The following is a 21,721-nucleotide window of genomic DNA, read 5'->3' as shown; positions in this document are numbered from 1 at the left end:
CAATGATCTCAAACTCAAATCTAAGTCGCTTTCTCAAGCTTCCCAGTGTTTGTGGACGGGAATTATAGGGGATTTAATCAAGAATGTCAAGAGGTAATCAGAAGAAATTTTAGGGAATTTGAAAAAAGATTTCTAAACGTATCAAAGTGTTCATTATATATAGGGTTTCGAAGGGATTATTCCCGAGAAACATCTACCATTACCCCTAAATGACTCGAACCGCTTCCGCTCACTACTCCTTGCATCGGAGAGATATCACCATAATCACGACCGTATCCTAATACAATATGCTGTTCATGTGGAACCATGTTGTTGGTCGGATCAAAATCAAACCATCCAAATCCTGGGAAAAAGACAGAGAACCAGGCATGAGAGGCATCGGAACCAAATAATTTTTCTGATCCCTCCGGCGGTGTCGTCTCAATGTAACCGCTCATATAACGGACACATAACCCTATTCCTCGTAATGCCGTTAGCGCAAAATGGGCAAAATCCTGACATACCCCTTTTCTCTCAGCAAATACTCGCTCAACGGGAGTACTAAGATCGCTAAACCCGCTTACAAACGCAAAATCGTTAAATATTCGCTCCATAAACTCCAATATTCCACTGTATAGAGAACGTTCCGGCTTAATAGATTGCAGTGCGTAATGGATCATCTCTGCTGAAGCGATCGGCAATAGCGGGCTTTTTAACAAAAATTGTTTAGCTGCAATTATTTCAGGCGTCAAAAACATCATCCGCTCCTGTGCTTGAGCATACGTAAGTACTAACGCTCTCTGACGACTCTCTATCCCTCTCTCTAAAGCGTTATAATCGATCTCAACCCGTGATTGTGCGGCTACGTTCAAAACAGTGTGGGGTTCTCGTATCAACAGATGATGTAAATGATTTCCGAAAAAATCCTTATAAGCTTCTCTCTCTGCCGCGAGTGGTTCAATCGTAAGATCAAAATTAAGTACTTTTTGTATTTCGGTATCTCTGGGCTGAAGACGAATGAGGTTATGACTAAACCCTACTTCGTGCTGGTAAATAAATCGGGTGCTGTGGTAAATGGTATAAATCATTGGCTACTCATCATAATGGGAAAAATAGGTTTTAGATAACTCAGAAGAGGCCAACAATAGCCGACCTGAGAGGAGGGAGAGGAGGGTATCGAGTTCACTCCGTAGAAATTCATCCCCCTCCAAAGAGCAGAGAGTGTCGATTTTACTAAGACGTATCATTGAAAATGCTTCAAAGATTGGTTCCTCATAGCGACTAAGATAGATAGCATTTTTAAATTTTGGTAATTTAGGAAGAAGTTTCATCAATCCATCGATCTCACTTATCAAAGATTTAGGGAAATTAATATCAAGCAATAAAAACTCAATCACATTTCGCATCTCATACGAAGATCTGTATCGCGCGCGATAGGCGTTTAGACTCTCACAGGTACTTAGAAGCGATTCTAAGATTTCATACTCACTGACAACGTCATGAACAGGGATTAATAATGATCTGGCCTTTGATATAAGGAGTTGAGATCGTTCAATGTAAGCACCGATCTCATATAAGACCGATCCTTGATCCGCAAAAAGAGACTCTTGGATCAACTCTTTGTAGGCCATCAGCTGCATTAGCAACTGATCAAGGTTATGGATAATAAATCTCGGGTAAGGTTTTTCTTCGGAGCAAAACTGATTCCATTCACGCTCAAGTCGCTCATAAATACGGGATGCTTCTAGTGGTAAAATACTTTTGGCGTAGGTGTTTGCACCGGAGAGCATCGTAATGATTTGCGCCAAACTTCCCACACGTGCTGAATTAAAGCTAACCGATGCAATCTCATCAAACGCGGATAGAGCATTCTCATCATCTAAAAATCCCGGATAAGTCATGGTGACATGGGTGAGTGCTTTAGTCAGCATCTCTTGTGTCTGTCGTGTAGAAATATGATCGTAGTGTGAAGCATTGGTCATGTATTTCAACGTGGTGCGGATCATACGCGCCGTGAGAATGGAGCGCATCAGATATCGTCCCAGCCAAAAAAGATTCTCAGCACGCAAACTCGGGATATTTTCCAGAGAATTTTCAACGACCGTTTTGGAGTTAAACGTAGGTGCTAAAGGGACGCATCGAGATTCTCCAAGAACCCATAAATCTTTACTGCTTCCCCCGAATTGGTTCGATACCATCAACGAATCGTTGTTCATACCGACACGGACTAGCGCCCCCGGCATAAGCGTGTAAGTATCATCTTGTGCGATCGTATAGGCTCTGATAACGGCTTTTCGTGGTTCTATACGTTCATTTACGAATGTTGGACAACTTGCGAATTCTACTTCTTCTTGACCGACATAGCGGTGAGGTTGATCCAAGATCTCTTGTCGAAGCGCTTTAAGCTGTTTTTTGTTGAGCTGTTTTCCAATATAGGTATGTTTTTCTCCGATACGATCAATCGTTTTAATAATGAGCCGTTCTAAATTGTCCAAAACAAATTCTTGCTCTTTTGCTTGACCGCACCACCACGTAGCGATTTGGGGTAAGATAAGTTCTTCGTCTAAAAAGTAGCGAGCTAAATGGGACATAAACGGATTCAATCCGAGATTCTCTAACACACCGCTCCCTAGAGGATTTATCATCCCTACCCCGCCGGCTCTAATCGATTGGACTAAACCCGCAACCCCTAGCTGTGAATCCGAACGAAGTTCCAAAGGATCACAATAATTTTCATCCACACGACGTAAAATAGTATCAACACGGCGAAGTCCTTTGAGACTTTTGAGCCACACCGCTCCGTTCTTAGCCAATAAATCTTGTCCCTGAACGAGGGTAAGCCCTAAAAAGGAGCTGAGATATGCGTGTTCAAAATAGGTTTCATTATGAGGTCCTGGAGAGAGGAGAACATTGAGAGGATCAAAATTTCGGTTATTATTCTGGAATAGAGCTTTAAATGTTTCGAAAAAATCGTACAATCTCTGAACGGAGATTCCCTCAAAAAGATCTTGCATCGTTGCATTCATGGTGAGACGATTTTCAATCGCATACCCTAAACCTGAAGGGGCCTGAGTTCGATCATTCACAACCCAAATTTTTCCATCAGGTCCACGTGCCATGTCGACAGCGTAAATGGATAAGGGGACTTTCATCCCGTGCATTTCACGCATAAAACCACCGTGAGCATAGATCACTTCCATCGGAATAATGCCGTCTTTGATCGTTTTTTGTTCACCGTAAATGTCTTGCAAAAGGAGGTTGAAAAGTTTACACCGCTGTTTGAGCCCTTTTTCTACAACTTTCCATTGTTCTTCTTCAATAATGAGCGGGATAGGATCGAGTTTCCAAGGGCGGTTTAACCCCTCTGGATCGTTGTAAACATTGTAAGTAACGCCGTTGTCTTCGAGCCGCCAATCGATCTCTTTTTGTTTGGAAATAAGATTCTCAAGAGTGATTTTCTCAAGATTCTCTTTTAACGCTTTCCAATGGGGACGGACATTTTTATCCGGATCAAACATCTCATCGTAGGATGAGTTTTGGAAATAGCGTTCAAACATCGAATTCAATACATTACCTTTTCTTCACGAACATATTCCTAATTTTACCTTATTGTCCATTAGGGCTCCATTTACGACGTAAATCGAGGGTATGTGGATATTCTAGTGACCCAGGGAGTTCTTGATAGGTAAAGTTTTTTTGTTTCGGATGAGCTAATACTTTACGTGATCTACCCTCTTCTCCCATCAATTCTTGTTCTCGAATGAGTGGTTCGTGTAGCTCATCCATCTCCCCTTGGGTATGTCCAAATCCCCAATAACGGCTGATACGACGCGATTGCGCTTCGAGAGTATTGATCGGGATGGTATCGTATGCACGACCTCCCGGATGGGCGATGAAATAGGTGAATCCTCCCATTGAGCGTCGGTTCCATGTATCGACGATATCAAACACGAGCGGCGTATCAACTCCGATGGTCGGATGGAGTGCCGACCACGGCTGCCATGCACGATAACGCACCCCTGAGACATATTCTCCCTCTACCCCCGTACTCACAAGCGGTACACGAACCCCATTACAGGTGAGAACGTAGCGCTCACTCACAAAATCACGCACCCGTACCTGCACCCGCTCCAGCGAGGAGTCAACATAACGGGCAGTCCCTTGTGAACTCGACTCTTCACCCAACACGTTCCACGGCTCAATCCCGCCGCGCAGTTCGCAGTGTATCCCCTCGATGGTACTCATTCCGTACAATGGGAAACGGAACTCGAAAAATGGATTAAACCAGTCGGTCTCAAACCCGTACCCCTCAGAACGTAAAAACTCAACAATATCACGGATATCCTCACGGACATAATGTTCGATCAAAAATTTATCGTGGAGCTGTGTCCCCCAACGTACCAGTTTATGTTTGTACGGTTTTTTCCAAAAGAGGGCTACGAGGGTACGAACTAGCAACATCTGCATCAGCGACATCTGTGCGTGCGGCGGCATCTCGAATCCGCGCAGTTCTAAAATCCCCAACCGTCCCGTCGAGGAATCCGGTGAATAAAGCTTGTCGATACAAAACTCACTGCGATGGGTATTCCCCGTCAAATCGGTGAGCATGTGACGAAAGAGACGGTCTGTAAGCCAAAACGGCACCTCTTCATTCTCAGGGATTTGGTTAAACGCTATTTCCAGTTCGTAGAGATTTTCCAACCGTCCCTCATCCACACGCGGTGCCTGAGAGGTAGGTCCGATAAACTGCCCTGAGAAAAGGTACGACAAACTCGGATGGTGCTGCCAAAACGTAATGAGTGAACGTAAAAGATCAGGATTGCGTAGGAGCGGGCTGTCACTCGGGGTGAGGCCCCCAATGGTGACGTGATTTCCCCCACCTGTCCCCATTTGCTTACCGTCTTGCATAAATTTCAGTGTCCCCAGACGTGATTGATGCGCTTCTTCATAGAGAGTATCGATCACGCTAGTGAGTTCCTGCCAGCTCGATGTCGGATGAATGTTGACCTCGATAACCCCAGGATCGGGAGTGACCCGCATTCGCTCTATCCGTAGATCGTGCGGAGGCTCGTACCCCTCGATCATCACCGCCATTTGTAAAGCTTCCGCTGTCTCTTCGATCGACGCTACAAGATCCAAAAAGGCTTCGGTATTGGTAATAGGGGGGAGAAAAATAAAAAGTTTTTGTTCACGTATTTCCAAACTAATCGCCGTACGGACAAAGGTTTCATAATCGGCCGTTTTTTTGGTGGTTGTTTTCACCTTCGCCGCACGCTCTTTTACTGCACTGTGATATTCACCTAAAGAGGGAAAAGCACCGAAAAGATCGGGTTCAAAACTCTGCTCCAGCTCGACGTGCGGTTTATGGGTCAATGAGTCCAGAGGTAAACGCAGACCTACCGGAGAAGTACCCGGTGCGAGAAAGAGCTGAGGACGTCGAAATTCCCATCGGCAGGTAATCCAGCGAGTTGTCCCCCAGTTTAGAGGGAGGACAAATCCGGCCGGTTTATCGATCCCGCTGGAGAGACTCTCCGCCAATGCACGACGCTCCAATGAGTCTTTCAACGTTACTTTCATCGGATCGACATCTACCGGTAAAAGCGACTCTTGCAACAGTGCCACAAGAGGATCATTGTAGGCATCATGGATATTTTTATCGCTAATCCCGAGATTGAGACACAAGGTTGCTAAAAATTTCCGCGCATCTTCAGGGGTGTAATCGAACGTTTGATCCAAACTCGCTAACAAATCGGGGTTATTCCATATAGGCTGTCCATCTTTGCGCCAGATAATCGTCGACATCCAACGTGGTAACGGTTCACCCGGATACCATTTGCCTTGCGCGTGATGGAGTAATCCCCCTTTGCCGAATGTTTTTAACAATCGTCTAGAGAGGACATTGGCCAACTCTCGTTTATGAGGGCCGTCTGCTTCGGTATTCCACTCGGGTGATTCCATATCATCGATGGAGACGAAGGTCGGCTCTCCCCCCATCGTAAGACGAACATCATTAGCCATCAGTTCACGATCTACCTCATATCCAAGTGCATCGATCGCTTCCCACTGCTCTGCGCGGTAAGGTTTGGTCACACGTGGTGATTCAAAAACCCTCGTTACCGTGTTGGAATATTCAAATTCTACTTCACACTTGTCCATCGCCCCCTCTACCGGAGCGGCACTCTCAGGGTTTGGAGTACACGCCAGTGGAATATGTCCCTCTCCTGCGAACAATCCACTCGTCGAATCCAGACCGATCCATCCCGCACCCGGAATATAGACCTCCGTCCATGCATGCAAATCGGTAAAATCTTCCACCGGACCGCTCGGACCATCGAGAGATTTGACATCGGCAGAGAGCTGAACGAGATAGCCCGATACAAATCGTGCTGCAAGACCTAAATGGCGAAGCACCTGTACAAATAGCCATGCGAAATCGCGGCATGAACCTGTTTTACCTTTGAGAGTTACAGCACACGTTTGAACTCCCGGTTCCATTCTGAGGGTATAGTTTAGGTGCTGATGAACCTTCATGTTTAACTCTACTAAAAAATCATTAATAGAACGTGGGGTCAAATCGATAGAGTTGACAAATTCGGTAAGACGTTTTCCTCGCTCAGTAACTTTCAGATAGGGAGCCAACTCTTTTTTGAGCTCTTTTTTATATTTAAATGGAAAATTGGTCGCATACTCTTCGACAAAAAAGTCAAAAGGGTTAATACTCACTAATTCTGCCAATACCTCAACATCGATTGAAAGCTCTGTCGTTTTCTCAGGGAAAACAATCCGTGCAAGATAGTTTCCGAACGGGTCTTGCTGCCAGTTGATGAAATGATCATCCGGCTTGATGTTAAGCGAATAGGCTTCGATCGGAGTACGGCTATGGGGAGCGGGACGGAGACGGATTACATGGGGAGAGAGATTGATCGGTTTATCAAAAGTGTAATGGGTTTTGTGAGAGAGGACTACTTTGAGCGACATCGGATTCCTTTGCGCGTTAATGAGTTTAAATTATGGGTAAGGATAACACAACTTGCTCCAAATTATCGAACATTCAGTGCTTATAAAACGACCACTTATTTTTAAAACGTAAATTCACATAATTTGTATTATAATTTACACTCATTGCACAAGGGTGAAGATATGGAAAACATTGCATTTTTAGGAACCGGCGGTACCCGAACCCCATCACAGGGGACAACATGCCTGCGTGTCAGCGATCACTGTGTCATCGATGCCGGTAACCTCATCAACACCTTCGGGGATGAGGTTTTTACGATTGAGCATATTTTCCTCACCCATTCACACCTCGATCACATCATCGATATCCCTTTTCTCGCCGATCTCTTCGTCACCCAAAAAAGCATCTCCCTCAAAATCTATGGATTAAAAGCAACGCTCGATGATCTTCGCCGATTTATCTTTAACCATCGTGTTTGGCCCAATTTTGAAGAGATCACCCTTATCGGGCATACCGATAAAACGATCGAACTTATCGAACTGGATCTCGAAGTTCCCTACACTATCGACGATATCACCCTCACCCCTTTTAAAACCAATCATACCGAGGGAAGTTGTGGCTACATTATCGAACAAAACTCTTCCGCCCTTTTGTTTACTGCCGATACCTATAAATGTGATCGTATTTGGGAGTTACTGGATGAGCGTCCCAACATCCATACCCTCATCACCGAGGTCTCCTTTCCCTCCAGCTTTGCCAAACTGGCCTATGATAGTAAACACCTCACCCCATCACTCCTCGCCGAAGAGTTACAAAAATGTAAAAGAGATGATTTTACCCTCTGCGTAATGCATCTAAAAGCACTCTTTATGGGGACGATCATTGAAGAGCTAAATGCACTTCATCTCCTCCGTAACGGCGGAAAAGTTCTCATTGACGGTGATCGGATCAATTACACACGACCCTAATACGCTATAATGCCATTATTAATTAAGTAAGGTGTTATTATGAGTATTGAAGAACGTAGTGGAAATATTTGCGAATTATGCGGGGCAACCGAGGGACTAAGCGCTTTCGAAGTAGCACCAAGTGACGGATCTACAGATCAATCGATCCATATCTGTGAAACCTGCAAAAGCCAAATCGAAAATCCTCAAAATCTCGATGCCGATCACTGGCGTTGTTTGAGCGACAGTATGTGGAGCCAAGTACCTGCGGTACAAGTGATGGCCTACCGTCTCCTATCAGCACTCGGCGATCAAGATCAACTCGACATGATATATCTTGAAGACAATGTAAAAGCATGGGCGCAAGCGGGGATGTTGAGTACGGCGAGCAATGATGATGGCGGAGCGGTTGTTCAACGCGACAGCAACGGAACCATCCTCGCCGAAGGGGATACCGTAACATTGATCAAAGACCTCGAAGTTAAAGGGGGAGGATTCACCGCTAAACGGGGAACTATCGTAAAAAATATCCGTCTTACCGATGATGCACGTTACATCGAGGGAAAAATCAACGGTTCAACGATCGTCCTCGTTGCCGCGTTTATGAAAAAGGCTTAAACACGACATTAACTTGAACGCCAAAGGAATTCATCCCTTTGGCTACGCTAGCCGCTATGGCACTGAAGCTTGCCTCATTACGAGGCAGAAAAATAATCTATCTTAAATTATTTCTCCAACTGTACTGCCAACTCCGAATACGTCCGCGCTTTCGCGATATTAAATCGATGCGATTCTCCGCTCTTTTCTAACGTAACGATCTTTTGATTGAGCTGTGTCATACGGGCATTGATCGAGTTGCGATTCTGAACGACGGTACTTTTATCATCTCCGCTAGGTTGTGAAAGCCCCACAAAATTCTTCGCCTGATTCATATAATTTCCCGTTGTGTCGAGAGCATCGGCGATACTTTGCGTCGTTGCCGCCATCATCTCCGTCGAAGCGGATATCTCTTTGAGGGAATTTTCGAGATTTTTCGCATCATTAAGCAGTTTGCTATCAGCATATACCGCAAGTTTTGATATCTCTGCGGCACTGGCATTGGAACGGTTCAATTTATCAAAACTGGAGAGAAAATACTCCGAACTGCTTTTGTATTTGTTCAGCGCACTTGCCGCTCCTCCGAGGTTGAGTAGCGTTTTAGAAATCAGCTTTGCCGTATTGGAGACCTCTCCTGCATAGGGGATCGGTAAAAATCGTACCACATTACTGATGTAAACACTTGATTTTATCATCTGCGCGTAACTATCAACCGTCCCTTTCATAGCACTAATAAATCCCTCGAACGATTCGATATTCTTTTTATCTTCACGGAGCAATTTTGCCACTTTTTCGAGATGATCGTACCCGTAGGCATTGAGCTGTGATGCACTCATACATGCTTTTTGCACGGTTGGTTCAGGTTGTGGAACACACCCGCTAAACAGTACCAATACCCCCGCCAAAATTATCGATTGTTTCATTATTTTCATATCATCCCCATCTCTTTTAGTGCTCGGCGAATCGCTCCGGCGATCGACTCTCCTGTTTTCCCCACATAGGCATCAATTTTCTCTTTTTCGCTTTTGGTGAGGGTGAGAAAAACTTTCTCACTTTGTTTCACCTCATCGTTTTTCTTCGGGCGTCCCCCCGGATGTTTCGCTATTTGGATCGCTTTATGGGTTGAGAGCTCTCTCTGCGTTACCCGTGCGGCGAATTTGTTCTCTTTTACCTCTTCCATTAACACCCTCCCCTTTTATAGATTTTCGTATTCTCGAATTTTCTCATGCAGAGCACGGATCAGATTTGAGCTCTTTTTATACGCATAGGCTTTTATACCCCCCTGCTGTGAGAGATCGATGATCGAGCGGTTTTCATTGATCGCTGTTTGCAGAGCCACACTCATCGGAAGCGCAAACATCTCTATCTCAAATCCTAATGTCTCTTCAAAAACAAATTTCGCATCGTTGATATCGTTCTCTTTTTGGCTCATGTTTGGCACCATCAAGATTGGTTTATTCGCCGATGATACACGCATCAGCGTATCGACTGTCCCCTGTATCGTCTCCAGTGTTGGGATAAAAGGGATAATAATCAGATCCGAATACTCCATCGCCTGATCGAGTTTGACATCATCAAACCCTCCAAAATCAAAAATGGTTTCATTCATCGGCTGTGTTAAATGTTTTTGCTGAATATCGATCCTCACCACCCGCTCTGGTAACCTATCCGAGAGCGAACCATAGGGATCGATCTCACACCCGTGAAATCCGAATCCTGAGATCAGCTGATGGGCTATCATCGATTTACCCACTCCCCCTTTAAAATTGACAATCGTAATATTCATCTATTTCCTTATACTTAAAAACTGTTAATTACAGTATTTTACCTGCATTAAATAGATAAAGTCAAGTTTTATACAGTAATAAACTTATAGTTAAACAGGAGGTAGTTTGATAAAATTAAAAGCGGCTAAAAGAGTGCGAAGTTCTCTGACATGTCACCAGAGGACACCACATTTTAAACGAGATTCTTCGAGTGTTTTGTAAAAGTTCCCATTGATTTGTTTATTCATAATCACATACCCTTTGAAACGTTGATAAAGATCACGATCGATTTCATACTCTTGTGCATCATTCCAAAAATGCTCAAGTGAATTTTGATACGTCAACCCCTCAAAATCATAGATAGCCGTCCCACATGCTTTTAATGGAGTATTATGATGTAACGCGGAAAGTCCTACCGTCGAGTTAATCATGACAACGCCAAGAGCATTGTCTAATAAGGAAGGAAGATGTTGGTCATGAATATAGTGTACACGGTGTGTAACATTATGATGATCTGCCACCCTTTTTATAAAGTGTGCATAATCATGATATCCTCGATCCAATGGATGATGTTTAATAATTAACAAGGTATCTTTAGGCGAATACGATGCGAACGAACTGATCGATTTCTCAATGAAATGTTCAACCGAACTAAAATGAGAATGTTCACGTACTTGAGCGTCTGTCGATATTTGTAATGGTAAAAGATAATATTTTTTGGAATGGTTAGTAATCAAATCATTTTGCATTCCGGATTCACATAATCGATACCACTGCTTTCGCCATATTGAACGAATCCAGTAGACCGTTTCCCATAGGCTAAGAGAGCGGTGATGCTGATAATGACGAAAGAACGGTGCTAACAAGGCACTAAAAAAATAGTACACAATAGCGTATCCTGCCGCCCACCAAAAAGTATTGCCGACACTCGTCGTTTCATCCACAGAAAATTGATCTTCATCCAGTGTTTTATAGAAATTTGGATTACGCGAAAGTTGAGAGTTTCCATTCACGCCGAACTCTTCAAACGTGATAAAATCTGGGCGTACATACCCCTCTTCAAAAATACCGATATCCAAATTTCGTTGACTCGCTATCGCATGAGCAACACGATGATATTCACGGCAATCTCCGAAAAGTATGACCGTATCAATCGCATATTGTTCGATAAAATCACTAAAGAAACCGCTCCACTCTTCTAATTTTCCCGTAAAATTAATCGCATTTCCGGAGGAAAAGAACCAATCGCCTCCGTTAAAGTTTATTTTTTGAACGTTCGCACCGATCTCTTCCAAATCTTCTGCAAGGTTTTTAAAAAATGGTCCAACAGGACCTTGGAGTAATACAATTTTTTTATCTCGGAAAGAGCTTAATCCTCTGTGAACCATCTTCTAATCTCTTTTCTTACCGATTGTCTGTTCATGAAGCCCTTTATGAAGCATCAAATCTATCAAGGGTTGTTCACGTTTATTGGCACGCATGCAATGATCTTTTTGGAAAAAATCAGTAATCTTAATGACCCACTTTGCCCATATTTTTTTCTCCCGTTCACGCCATGCATGCGATGATACCGATTCCCATGCATAGCCATTAAAGACACTCGCATTAACAAAATGATCGAGTGCCCTTACTCCGGCACGTCCACGTGCTGGCTTACCGATAAATCCTGTATAACAGATGATCAAATAACCTAAAATTGCCAACGGAACAACCGCACACATAAGAAGGAATCCCGCAAATCGCTCTTTCATACAGCAACTCGTCGTTTTAAAATCACCCTCATCCCATTTGCAGAACGTACCGTTAAGCGACCTACGACATCAGGGACAAAATCTTCTTCTAATTCGATCGTAAAATCCCGCACAATCGTTGAGAGAATCAACACCGCCTCTTGCATTGCAAACGATGCTCCGATACAGATACGCGCCCCCATGCCAAATGGAAGATAGGTATCTTTTTGTATCGATTGAGGATCATTAAAACGATCAGGGTTAAACCCATTTGGGTTGTCCCAAAATTCACTGTGTCGATGTATAAGCCACGGTGAGACGACAACTGATGAGCCTTTAGCAATCGTCTTATCCCGCATAACCGTATCTTTTGAATTTTCTCTTGCAAAAAATCCAACCGGTGGGTAAAGACGGAGGGTCTCTTTAAAAATATTAGTGACCAGTTCCATCTGTTTGATTTGAATCGGATCGAATTCACCCATTCCCGTTATCCCGATCACCTCTTGGTAGGCGCGTTCTTGGATATCAGGATAGAGAGAAAGCAAATATATCGCCCAGGTCAAAGCACTCGCCGAGGTCTCATGGCCAGCGAGAAACAGCATAGCAACCTGATCGAGTATCTCTTCAAAAGAGAATCTCTCACCGTTATCTGCGTCCACCGCTTGAAGCAATGATGCTAAAATATCCTTTTCCTCTCCGGTATTGTTAGCATGTGCCGCATCATAGCGTGGTCGAATGATAGAGGCGAGGAGATCACGTATCTCATTCCCCGCTTTAATCCGCTTACTTTCTCCTGTGAGAAACCATAGCCATTCAGGGATTTTAAACATTGTTCGCATCGCCGTACGCGCTGTCTCTTCTTGAAATGTGACAAATGCTTCAATGATTTTTATCGCTGTTTGAGGGTCTAAACGGGATGAGAGAATTGTCCGAAAAATAATATCAGCCGTCACATAGGTCATTTCAGGATCGATATCAAGACGATGTTCTGCACCATCACCCAAAAGACGCAATTTCATCTCTTTGACCGCATCATTCATTAGTCCAAATACATGTGATATTCGAGTCATCTCAAACGAGGGATTGAGCATCTCACGCTGTTTTTTCCATTGATCACCGTTGGTTGTAAAAATACTCTCCCCCAGCAACGGCTCCAGCAGATGTCCCAAAAGTTGATTTTTCGGAAATTCTTTGACCTCATCGACCAAAACACGATGAACCAAATCGGGCTGATTGATAACATGCAGATCGAGTCCAGGCATTTTGACTCGTCCCATCTTCATACTATAGCTTCGTTCATACAATCCATCGAGCCAAGAGCGTCTTTTTTTAAAAAAGGTAAAAAATAATGATGCTTTATTATGGAGAGGTTTAGGAAAAAAAGGTTGATGAAAAGGACAAGAAGACATTAACGGCTCTTTATAGAATCAAATTTTTGACGAATACTCTGTGTTCCCGCTGTCATGGCAAAATAATCATACGCACCCAACTTATCATTCGACATCAGATAAAGAAAATGGGTCATATACCAGTCTCTACGGAGTTTTTTATAACTTATTTTATCAAAAAGTGTATGAAATCTTGGTGAGACGAATCGCAAATTGATCCCATTATGATCAATACCACTACTTTTCATAAAATCATGCAGAGGAAAGCACGCTCCATCGATCGGAGCAGTGTAATCAAGCCAGAAGAGATTTTCATGATTGGCGATTACTTGTAATTCATCTCGATATTTTTTTGCATTTGGTTGAAAACTCACTAGCGGAATACACTCCCCTAGTGTTACCATCCCAAACTTATCCCAATGAGTTGTTTTATCCAACGCCCGTGCCAACACACTCACCGAGAGAATTGTCCCTACACTGTGGGATAGAAGCAGAATTTCATCCACAGTTTTATCATCTATTGCACGTGCAATTTCATCCGAAAAATGATTTATTCTCTCTTCGATTGAGCGAACTTCACCATTACCCCATCGGACACTAAATGCATAAATCCGTAACAACCAAAACACTCCTATTTGATTACCAATACGCTCAGATAGGAGTAATACACCAATAATTCCTATCCCGGAGGAGAGTATCCCTATCCATCCTCCAATCAAATCTTGAATTATCTGCCCGCAATACACAGCCACTGCCAACGCACCAAAGAGATAGACAACAGGATAAAATGCCGCCATCATCTGCTTTGGCGAAGCTTTAGCAAATGAAAAAACTAACCCGTTAAATACATAGGCAATAATGCAATAAATCAAATCTTTATAATAATTAAGCAGTCCCGATGACCATTCAGCACGAACAATATCATCCCAACTCAAAAAACGATACGTAGTATGAACCGCTTCCCCTCGCTCATAGGCATCTATCTCCCATTCATAGAGGTGATTATGAATCTTTTTACGAGATGAGACACTCCCCGTTATGGCGTTAATAGCACTTTGTTTTTTAAAATGCTCTTTGTAAAGGGCATGATAATGGCGTACACCACGAGGATCAAAACCGCTTAGATAATAGACCACTCGCCGCTTAACACTCACGCTAACCCTTTTACCACACGTAGTATCATCTGTATTTTACGACTCATCCAGTTACGACATTTAATCCAAAAAGAGTCTTTGAATTGTTGACGTTTTTGATCCACATATTCGAAAACTTCTTCTACTTCACACCGTTTGAGTGTTTCTGGATTGAGATAACGAGGATACAATAGATACGTCCCCGCAACCAATTCATCGAGGAGAAGCTTTCTCGTCCGTCTCTCACAGGTTTGTTTATCTTCGCACAATCCCCATCCGGCATAAAACGGCATTCCATACGTCACCACATGAATCCCCCGTATCAGCGCTTCAAATCCGACGAGTGAGGTCATTGTATGTACTTCATCCGCATGTATTAGGACGCTGTCTATCCCCACTTCAGTCACAATCCGATCGCAATAATGCAGTGCTTCGCCCTTTTCAACCTCGCCGACTCGATTGCCCACCAGTACATCAGGATGAGGCTTATAGATGATATAAGCCTCGGGTCGATTTTCCCTGACCTGGCGCAACAGTTCGAGATTACTCATCCCAGAAGCACCATAACGGATCGATGCATCATCCTCCACCTGTCCGGGTACAACGATGATTACTCTCTCTTTTGGAAAATCCAAATCAACATTCTCATAAAGATTGTATTTGGAAAGTTTTTTCTCCACTAGATAGTGGCGGATGTTTTGCGCACGTGCTATCTCATCTTCTGAAAAAACGTGGTGTTGTAAAATAACTTCTAAATCCGACTCGCAGGTAGGGTCAAAGTATATCCCCCGTTTATCAACGACGAGTGAATAAGGCTGCGTCAAATCTGATCCTAGACCAACAGAACGAATGAATCCATCTTCAACACGATCAATACTCATCTGATTATCCAGAGCATATTGTTCCAGTTGCGGAAAACTTTTTTTACCCCAAATAGTGATTTTACTTTGGGGGTTCAACCCTTTTTGTAACGCTTTTTCGAGATGTTGCTTCCCAAAAAAAGGATTGATGTATACAGGTACAGTCTCAAAAAAAGAGTTATAATCACACCACATTCGTTTCCAGACTGAGAAACCAAAAAAGTAAGCTTTCGGAAATATCGAATTTTTCATACTGATTTTATCTGAACAATCGTTTGAATGACATCTTCAAATTCGCAGACTTGTTTCGTATATGGGTCGTAATACAATGGGTAAAGAAGATATGCCGCTGCAAATAATTCTTCAATTCTTAGTACACGATTTCTTCTAGTAATTAACACTCTATCATCTGTAAGCCCCCAACCTGAGTAGAAAGGAGCACCAAAACAAACTGTCTTTTTCCCTAACATGAGTGCTTCAAACCCCATTTGAGATGTTTTGGTATAAACCACATCAAAATCTTTTAACAATGTAATAGGATTAGTGTCTTGAGTGATAATCGTACAGCTACCTTTACATACTTCTAAATCGATATCAGATTGTTTAATACCATGAAGAACATCCGGATGTATTTTAATATAGATTTCAGAATCAGGATTTTCATTCCTTGCTGCATCAAGCATATCTTGAGTACTAAAGCGATCTCCATAGCCATAGTGTAAGGACATATCACCCAATGTTTGTGCAATAATCAATACTTTTTTTTGGGGGGTACGTATTAGAGTAGATTCGGTCTTATCTGAAACATGATTGTATTTTGTAATACAATAGTTTACTATATCTTCCATCCCTTTTCTAGCTCGTTTCATTAAATGATGATCAGATGCAAAATCATAAGAGTTGAGTAAGATTTCAAGTCTAGAGGGACGTGTAGCATCATAATAAATCCCAATATCATCCACAACTATTGAAAAACGATCTAAAGTCTGCCCTAATTGCATCGAACGTACAAAACCATCTTCAATACATACAAATGGCAGGTGCAAGAATGAGGTAGTTTTTCTAGCTACTTCACCGTAACGTCTGCGGCCCCATCCGATAAAAATCACCTTCCCATATTTTTGTTCAATTCTATATTGATATGGGAGAATCAGTGAATAAAGGATTCGAGAAAATGAAATGATCATCAGAGAGCATCCATTTTTCGGTGATAGTTAACACGTATACTTGCTTTGGCAAAACGTACAAGATATTTATAATGGTTACTACCACTGAAAAAGCCTTCTTTCAGCATCTTTGGATAATGTTGAAGCCAACCGTTTTGAGCTCGCAAATAACGTAAAAAGATCACTATAGATCGTTTGTCCTCATTTGAAATAGCATAACGTTTGATTACCCCTTTTAGTATTTCATAACGGTTATTATCCCGATAAGGAAGCGCTTGATGGGTTTGTTTCGACCGTTTTTTATTAAACAGATCTATTTTATTACTCGTATTTTTATCATGAATACGATAAGAGACTAATGCCTCTTTTAAAGAAATACGATGACCTTTTAATTCATTGACAAGTGCTATCCAATAATCATGATGTACTACATTTTTATCAAAAGGGAGAACAAGTTTTCGCAAAAAATTATTCATCAAAATGGTATTTCCCATGACTCCACCACGTGAAACCAAAGTTGCGATATCTTTTGAAGATTTGAAATGATAATTTCTAAATTTTGAATATGAAAGGTTCAATTCCTTGCCGTCTTTATCAATCATCCGCAAATCGCTATGTACCATAATAGGTACATTGGGATTAGATTTCTCATGCGCAACCATCGAGTTCATCATCTTCTCTATTTTATCTCGATCCCAGATGTCATCTTGATCAGAAAGAGCAAAATATTCTCCCTGAATATGATTGAGTAGTTGTTCAAAATTTTTGACATAACCTATACGCTTTTGATTCGTCATAATGGTAATATTTGTAAATTTTGCCTGATATCTTTTCAAGATATTCAGCGTATTATCAGATGAAGAATCATCTGAGATAGTCAAATGTAATTGACGATATGTTTGGTTCAAAATCGAATCAATTTGTTCTTCAACATAATCTTGTCCGTTGTAGGTTGTCATCAAAACATGGACAAGGGGATCGTTTCTCATATTTCTTTGCAATACTTTTGTAGATACCACTCTATCGTTTTAACAATACCGGTATCAAATGTCTCTTCAGCTCTCCATCCCAGTTCGGTTTCAAGCTTTGTCGCATCGATGGCATAGCGGCGATCATGTCCCGCACGATCTTCGACGTAGGTTATAAGCTCTTTATAGCTTTTGGCATCTTGGCGTGGTTGCATGGTATCGAGGAGAGTGCAGATACGATCCACGATTTGATTGTTGTTACGCTCATTGCGTCCACCGATGTTATACACCTCTCCACTGCGCCCGGTATGATAAACCAGATCGATCCCTTTGCAGTGATCGAGGACATAAAGCCAATCACGGATATTTTTACCATCTCCATAAACAGGGATATTTTCACTATTTAGTGCTTTACGGATAACGGTAGGGATTAGTTTTTCGTTATGTTGTTTTGGTCCATAGTTGTTGGAGCAGTTGGTGATAACGGTATTCATCCCATAGGTGTGGTGGTATGAGCGGACAATCATGTCTGATCCTGCTTTAGAAGCACTGTAAGGGCTGTTAGGAGCATAGGCAGTCTCTTCGGTAAACAGATCGCTCGGATCATCAGTGAGCGTTCCATACACTTCATCGGTACTGATGTGATGGAAACGACATCCCTCGAATCCGGCTTTATAAACAAACGGTTTTTCCATCCATGCTTTGTAAGCAACATCGATGAGGGTAAAGGTACCGTTGACATTGGTTTGGACAAATACACCGGGGTTTTTGATGCTGTTGTCGACATGAGATTCTGCGGCGAAATGGATCACTCCGCGAATATCGTATTGCTCAAAGAGTGACTCGATCAGTGGACGATTACAAATATCCCCTTGGACAAAGATATGACGATCATTCACGGGTGCATCGCTAAGGTTATTCATATCACCCGCATAGGTGAGAAGATCGAGATTAATAAGACGGGTATCAGGATATTTGTTTAAAAAATAAGGGACGAAGTTACTGCCGATGAATCCAGCGCAGCCGGTGACTAAAACAGTGTTCATTTGGTTTCTCCTAATGTTGTTAAGCACTCTTTGAGTGCATCTCTCCAATAAGGGATGGAGAGGTTAAAATCGTTTTTAATTTTTGATTTATTGAGTAGAGAATAGTGAGGACGTGATGCCGGAGTCGGATATTGATCGGTAGTGATCGGATTGACGCGACATTCAACTCCACTGAGCTCAAATATCGCTTTGGCAAAGTCATACCAACTAGCGGCTCCCTCATTGCTGTAATGGTAAATTTCGGGTTTTGTATTGTTGATCTGTGGAAGGATATCGAGGATCGCTTGGGCTAAATCCCGTGCATAGGTTGGCGTTCCCACTTGATCGAATATGACTCCGAGGCTATCACGCTCTTTCCCTAAACGAAGCATTGTTTTTACGAAGTTAGCTCCGGAAGAGGAATAAACCCATGAGGTACGGATGATGATTGCATGCTCACACGCGACGCTTAGGATGGCGTTTTCCCCATCGCATTTACTCCGTCCGTAAACTCCCTGCGGGTCAGTGGGATCGCTCTCGATGTATGGGCGATGATTTTTGCCATCAAAGACGTAATCAGTCGAGATATGGATTAGTTTGCTGGAATCCCGTTTGGCGATTTTGGCAAGCATCGAGACAAATCGGTGATTAATGGTATCCGCAAGTTCACTCTCCGATTCGGCTTTATCAACAGCGGTATAAGCCGCGCAATTGATAATGGCGTCGAATTTTTTGCCATCGAAAAAATCTTCCATTTTGCAGAGGTTAGAGAGATCGAGTTCCTTTCGGGTTGCGAAATGAAAGTGATACTCTGGGAGTGGCGTATGGGTAATGAGAGAGTGAATTTCACTCCCTAGCTGACCGTTGGCCCCCGTTACTAATACGTTAAACATAGAGATTCACCCCATATTCGAACAAATCGGCATCGGCTAAGAGCGGTTGCTTGGTATCTTTGAGCGAGAGCTGCATTTTATCCTGTTCTACGATCCAGTCGATATTGATGGCGGGGTCATTAAATGCGATTCCGCGATCACACTCAGGGCTGTAGTAATTATCCACTTTGTAGGCAAAGGTACAGGTTTCACTGAGGACGACAAATCCATGAGCAAATCCTCGTGGGATGAGTAGTTGACGTTTGTTCTCTCCACTGAGACGTACGGCTACATGTTGTCCAAATGTCGGTGAGCCTTCTCGGATATCGACAGCGACATCGAGAACCTCTCCCTCTATTACTCGAACCAGTTTGGTTTGTGCATGAGGAGGGAGCTGATAGTGCAGACCTCGTAAAACCCCATACGAGCTTTTAGACTCATTGTCTTGGCAAAAATTGAGGGTGTATCCTAAAAACTCCGAGAGCTTATCATCCCGAAACGTTTCAACGAAATAACCTCTCTCATCTCCATGAACTTTTGGATCGATGAGGATAACATCAGGGATGGCAGTACGAGTAAACGTCATTAAATCGCTTTCCCTTCATTGGCTCTGCGGATCAGATACTGACCATATTGGTTTTTGCTCAAAGGTTTAGCAAGCTCTAAAAGTTTCTCTTTGGTGATATATCCCATTTCATAGGCGATCTCTTCGATACAGGCTACTTTGAGTCCTTGACGGTTCTCAATGGTTTGGATAAAGAGACTCGCTTCGAGGAGTGATTCATGGGTTCCTGTATCAAGCCATGCATAGCCGCGTCCCATGAGTTCTACTTTTAGGGCATTTTGTGCGAGATACTCTTGGTTGACGGTGGTGATCTCTAACTCTCCACGGTCGCTTGGGCGGATGTTTTTAGCAATCTCGACAACGTTGTTGGGATAGAAGTATAATCCTACTACGGCATACGAGCTTTTAGGACTTGTAGGTTTTTCCTCGATAGAGAGGACATTTCCCTCTTTATCGAACTCTGCTACCCCATAACGCTCGGGGTCTTTGACCCAGTAGCCGAATACGGTTGCTTTCCCTTCATCTTTAACATTACGAACGGATTGAGCGAGCATTTTAGTGAGACCGTGACCGTAGAAGATATTATCGCCTAACACAAGACACACATCATCATTTCCGATGAAATCGGCTCCTAGGATAAAAGCTTGAGCAAGACCATCAGGAGAGGGCTGAACGCAATAAGAGAAATTCATCCCGATATCGCTTCCATCTCCTAAAAGCTCTTCAAAGCGTGGCAGATCGGTAGGGGTAGAGATGATAAGCACTTCGGTAATCCCTGCGAGCATCAACACCGAAAGGGGGTAATAGACCATCGGCTTATCATAGATGGGAACCAGTTGTTTGCTCACCCCTTTGGTAATCGGATACAGCCGTGTTCCGCTGCCGCCGGCTAAGATGATACCTTTCATCAGCACCCCTCCATAAAAATTAAATTTTTTTTTTTCAATTATAGTTAAATAAGATTATGCCATTTTTTGACTTTTAAAAAAATTTAAATTCTCTGCTTATCCCATCCGTCGCAATTGAAATTGCTCAGCAATTTTGGACAAATTTTCATTATAATATCGATCATATTTTAAGACATTATTCCACCGTGAATGGATGTGCTTTACCTCTTTGAGAGAACGCTCTTTTTTAGCTGCTGTATTCTCTTTTCCCCGGCTTTTTGATTCATGATGGTATAGCTGTGCATAAGGTGTCCAGAGATTACGATACCCTAATTGCTGTACTTTTAAACACAAATCTACATCATTGTAAGCAACTTTTAAATTCTCTTCATCAAACCCTTTAGCTTCATAAAAAACCGTTTTACGGATTCCCAAACATGCCGCTGTAACTGCCGAAAAATTCTGCACCACACAAGCACGATTAAAATATCCTTGACTCTCTCGCAACATGTATTTATGTGCATGACCGGCGACATCGCCCATTCCCACGATAACTCCTGCATGCTGTATGGTATTGTCCGGATAATAAAGCATTGCACCCACACATCCTATATCACTTCTAGCAACCTGTGAGACCATCTCATCTAGCCAATCAGGTGAAATCACTTCTGCATCGTTATTCAAAAATACAATAATTTCACCCTTTGCATACGTAACCGCATAGTTATTGATTGCAGAGTAATTAAATGGTTTATCGTATGGTACGATATGGATATTCTCCATTTCCGACAATTCAGCAAAATATCGGATGGTCTCATCTGATTCGCTTTGATTATCTGCGATAATGATTTCAAAAGAGGTATAAAATGTTTTATGGAGA

20 protein-coding genes are annotated in these 21,721 nt (G+C 42.6%); 2 read left to right on the top strand and 18 right to left on the bottom strand.

What is annotated here, in order from left to right; all coding sequences use genetic code 11:
* Positions 1-176 precede the first annotated feature (176 nt).
* Genes PHR02_RS08765 through PHR02_RS08755 form a run of 3 tightly spaced genes read right to left on the bottom strand, consistent with a single transcriptional unit; the run spans position 177 to position 6,957 of the window.
* A complete protein-coding gene (locus PHR02_RS08765) occupies positions 177-1,067 on the bottom strand; it encodes a transglutaminase family protein (protein ID WP_299991179.1) in 891 nt (296 codons plus the stop codon).
* A 3-nt stretch (positions 1,068-1,070) separates the two neighbouring features.
* Positions 1,071-3,536 carry a circularly permuted type 2 ATP-grasp protein gene (locus PHR02_RS08760; protein WP_299991180.1) on the bottom strand — a complete coding sequence of 822 codons (2,466 nt, stop codon included), beginning with the start codon at positions 3,534-3,536 and terminating at the stop codon, positions 1,071-1,073.
* Between the two features lie 49 nt (positions 3,537-3,585).
* Positions 3,586-6,957 carry a transglutaminase family protein gene (locus tag PHR02_RS08755; RefSeq protein ID WP_299991177.1) on the bottom strand — a complete coding sequence of 1,124 codons (3,372 nt, stop codon included), beginning with the start codon at positions 6,955-6,957 and terminating at the stop codon, positions 3,586-3,588.
* A 162-nt stretch (positions 6,958-7,119) separates the two neighbouring features.
* Here PHR02_RS08755 and PHR02_RS08750 point away from each other — a divergent pair, with 162 nt between their 5' ends.
* Entirely contained in the window at positions 7,120-7,905 is a 786-nt protein-coding gene (locus tag PHR02_RS08750) for an MBL fold metallo-hydrolase (protein WP_299991174.1), read from the top strand.
* A 39-nt stretch (positions 7,906-7,944) separates the two neighbouring features.
* The gene (locus tag PHR02_RS08745) at positions 7,945-8,502 is read left to right on the top strand and encodes an alkylphosphonate utilization protein (protein WP_299991172.1); all 558 of its coding nucleotides are present in this window, start codon (positions 7,945-7,947) and stop codon (positions 8,500-8,502) included.
* Positions 8,503-8,609: 107 nt separating this feature from the next.
* On the opposite strand, the gene PHR02_RS08740 is transcribed toward PHR02_RS08745, so the two are convergent.
* From PHR02_RS08740 to PHR02_RS08670, 15 genes are all read right to left on the bottom strand, one after another.
* A complete protein-coding gene (locus tag PHR02_RS08740; RefSeq protein ID WP_299991169.1) occupies positions 8,610-9,413 on the bottom strand; it encodes a hypothetical protein in 804 nt (267 codons plus the stop codon).
* The gene (locus PHR02_RS08735) at positions 9,410-9,661 is read right to left on the bottom strand and encodes a hypothetical protein (protein WP_299991167.1); all 252 of its coding nucleotides are present in this window, start codon (positions 9,659-9,661) and stop codon (positions 9,410-9,412) included. Before PHR02_RS08735 ends, PHR02_RS08740 begins: the two co-directional genes overlap by 4 nt.
* 15 nt (positions 9,662-9,676) lie before the next feature.
* Complete coding sequence (locus tag PHR02_RS08730; protein ID WP_299991164.1) at positions 9,677-10,267, bottom strand: ParA family protein; 591 nt, start codon at positions 10,265-10,267, stop codon at positions 9,677-9,679.
* 153 nt (positions 10,268-10,420) lie between these two features.
* Positions 10,421-11,635, bottom strand: coding sequence for a capsular biosynthesis protein (locus tag PHR02_RS08725; RefSeq protein WP_299991161.1), 1,215 nt, complete (start codon positions 11,633-11,635; stop codon positions 10,421-10,423).
* Positions 11,636-11,638: 3 nt separating this feature from the next.
* Positions 11,639-11,998: a hypothetical protein gene (locus PHR02_RS08720; protein ID WP_299991158.1), complete on the bottom strand. Its 360-nt coding sequence runs from the start codon at positions 11,996-11,998 to the stop codon at positions 11,639-11,641.
* Positions 11,995-13,386: a cytochrome P450 gene (locus PHR02_RS08715; RefSeq protein ID WP_299991156.1), complete on the bottom strand. Its 1,392-nt coding sequence runs from the start codon at positions 13,384-13,386 to the stop codon at positions 11,995-11,997. The genes PHR02_RS08720 and PHR02_RS08715 overlap by 4 nt, the downstream gene beginning before the upstream one ends.
* Positions 13,386-14,519 carry a hypothetical protein gene (locus PHR02_RS08710; RefSeq protein WP_299991154.1) on the bottom strand — a complete coding sequence of 378 codons (1,134 nt, stop codon included), beginning with the start codon at positions 14,517-14,519 and terminating at the stop codon, positions 13,386-13,388. The genes PHR02_RS08715 and PHR02_RS08710 overlap by 1 nt, the downstream gene beginning before the upstream one ends.
* Positions 14,516-15,610, bottom strand: coding sequence for a hypothetical protein (locus tag PHR02_RS08705; protein WP_299991151.1), 1,095 nt, complete (start codon positions 15,608-15,610; stop codon positions 14,516-14,518). Before PHR02_RS08705 ends, PHR02_RS08710 begins: the two co-directional genes overlap by 4 nt.
* Positions 15,607-16,545 (bottom strand): hypothetical protein, encoded by a 939-nt coding sequence (locus PHR02_RS08700; RefSeq protein ID WP_299991148.1) that lies wholly within the window; start codon positions 16,543-16,545, stop codon positions 15,607-15,609. Before PHR02_RS08700 ends, PHR02_RS08705 begins: the two co-directional genes overlap by 4 nt.
* Complete coding sequence (locus PHR02_RS08695) at positions 16,545-17,483, bottom strand: glycosyltransferase family 2 protein (RefSeq protein WP_299991146.1); 939 nt, start codon at positions 17,481-17,483, stop codon at positions 16,545-16,547. The genes PHR02_RS08700 and PHR02_RS08695 overlap by 1 nt, the downstream gene beginning before the upstream one ends.
* Before the next feature lie 26 nt (positions 17,484-17,509).
* The gene (rfbB, locus tag PHR02_RS08690; protein ID WP_299991143.1) at positions 17,510-18,538 is read right to left on the bottom strand and encodes a dTDP-glucose 4,6-dehydratase; all 1,029 of its coding nucleotides are present in this window, start codon (positions 18,536-18,538) and stop codon (positions 17,510-17,512) included.
* Positions 18,535-19,410 carry a dTDP-4-dehydrorhamnose reductase gene (gene rfbD, locus PHR02_RS08685; protein WP_299991141.1) on the bottom strand — a complete coding sequence of 292 codons (876 nt, stop codon included), beginning with the start codon at positions 19,408-19,410 and terminating at the stop codon, positions 18,535-18,537. The genes rfbB and rfbD overlap by 4 nt, the downstream gene beginning before the upstream one ends.
* Positions 19,403-19,975 carry a dTDP-4-dehydrorhamnose 3,5-epimerase gene (rfbC, locus tag PHR02_RS08680; protein WP_299991138.1) on the bottom strand — a complete coding sequence of 191 codons (573 nt, stop codon included), beginning with the start codon at positions 19,973-19,975 and terminating at the stop codon, positions 19,403-19,405. The genes rfbD and rfbC overlap by 8 nt, the downstream gene beginning before the upstream one ends.
* Positions 19,975-20,862 (bottom strand): glucose-1-phosphate thymidylyltransferase RfbA, encoded by an 888-nt coding sequence (rfbA, locus tag PHR02_RS08675; RefSeq protein ID WP_299991135.1) that lies wholly within the window; start codon positions 20,860-20,862, stop codon positions 19,975-19,977. Before rfbA ends, rfbC begins: the two co-directional genes overlap by 1 nt.
* A 96-nt stretch (positions 20,863-20,958) precedes the next feature.
* Positions 20,959-21,721, bottom strand: a 763-nt coding sequence (locus PHR02_RS08670; protein ID WP_299991132.1) for a glycosyltransferase, incomplete at its 5' end; no start/stop codon positions are given.

This window comes from Sulfuricurvum sp. (genome assembly GCF_028688295.1).
GTDB lineage: Bacteria > Campylobacterota > Campylobacteria > Campylobacterales > Sulfurimonadaceae > Sulfuricurvum.
The sequence above is the reverse complement of the archived record's forward strand: the minus strand, read 5'-3'. Positions and strand labels throughout refer to the sequence as shown.

What these genes read in the sequence shown, in the direction of transcription:
- PHR02_RS08765 (WP_299991179.1), bottom strand. Translation starts at nt 1,067, where the DNA reads ATGATTTATACCATTTACCACAGCACCCGATTTATTTACCAGCACGAA.
- PHR02_RS08760 (WP_299991180.1), bottom strand. Translation starts at nt 3,536, where the DNA reads ATGTTTGAACGCTATTTCCAAAACTCATCCTACGATGAGATGTTTGAT.
- PHR02_RS08755 (WP_299991177.1), bottom strand. Translation starts at nt 6,957, where the DNA reads ATGTCGCTCAAAGTAGTCCTCTCTCACAAAACCCATTACACTTTTGAT.
- PHR02_RS08750 (WP_299991174.1), top strand. Translation starts at nt 7,120, where the DNA reads ATGGAAAACATTGCATTTTTAGGAACCGGCGGTACCCGAACCCCATCA.
- PHR02_RS08745 (WP_299991172.1), top strand. Translation starts at nt 7,945, where the DNA reads ATGAGTATTGAAGAACGTAGTGGAAATATTTGCGAATTATGCGGGGCA.
- PHR02_RS08740 (WP_299991169.1), bottom strand. Translation starts at nt 9,413, where the DNA reads ATGAAAATAATGAAACAATCGATAATTTTGGCGGGGGTATTGGTACTG.
- PHR02_RS08735 (WP_299991167.1), bottom strand. Translation starts at nt 9,661, where the DNA reads ATGGAAGAGGTAAAAGAGAACAAATTCGCCGCACGGGTAACGCAGAGA.
- PHR02_RS08730 (WP_299991164.1), bottom strand. Translation starts at nt 10,267, where the DNA reads ATGAATATTACGATTGTCAATTTTAAAGGGGGAGTGGGTAAATCGATG.
- PHR02_RS08725 (WP_299991161.1), bottom strand. Translation starts at nt 11,635, where the DNA reads ATGGTTCACAGAGGATTAAGCTCTTTCCGAGATAAAAAAATTGTATTA.
- PHR02_RS08720 (WP_299991158.1), bottom strand. Translation starts at nt 11,998, where the DNA reads ATGAAAGAGCGATTTGCGGGATTCCTTCTTATGTGTGCGGTTGTTCCG.
- PHR02_RS08715 (WP_299991156.1), bottom strand. Translation starts at nt 13,386, where the DNA reads ATGTCTTCTTGTCCTTTTCATCAACCTTTTTTTCCTAAACCTCTCCAT.
- PHR02_RS08705 (WP_299991151.1), bottom strand. Translation starts at nt 15,610, where the DNA reads ATGAAAAATTCGATATTTCCGAAAGCTTACTTTTTTGGTTTCTCAGTC.
- PHR02_RS08700 (WP_299991148.1), bottom strand. Translation starts at nt 16,545, where the DNA reads ATGATCATTTCATTTTCTCGAATCCTTTATTCACTGATTCTCCCATAT.
- PHR02_RS08695 (WP_299991146.1), bottom strand. Translation starts at nt 17,483, where the DNA reads ATGACAACCTACAACGGACAAGATTATGTTGAAGAACAAATTGATTCG.
- rfbB (WP_299991143.1), bottom strand. Translation starts at nt 18,538, where the DNA reads ATGAACACTGTTTTAGTCACCGGCTGCGCTGGATTCATCGGCAGTAAC.
- rfbD (WP_299991141.1), bottom strand. Translation starts at nt 19,410, where the DNA reads ATGTTTAACGTATTAGTAACGGGGGCCAACGGTCAGCTAGGGAGTGAA.
- rfbC (WP_299991138.1), bottom strand. Translation starts at nt 19,975, where the DNA reads ATGACGTTTACTCGTACTGCCATCCCTGATGTTATCCTCATCGATCCA.
- rfbA (WP_299991135.1), bottom strand. Translation starts at nt 20,862, where the DNA reads ATGAAAGGTATCATCTTAGCCGGCGGCAGCGGAACACGGCTGTATCCG.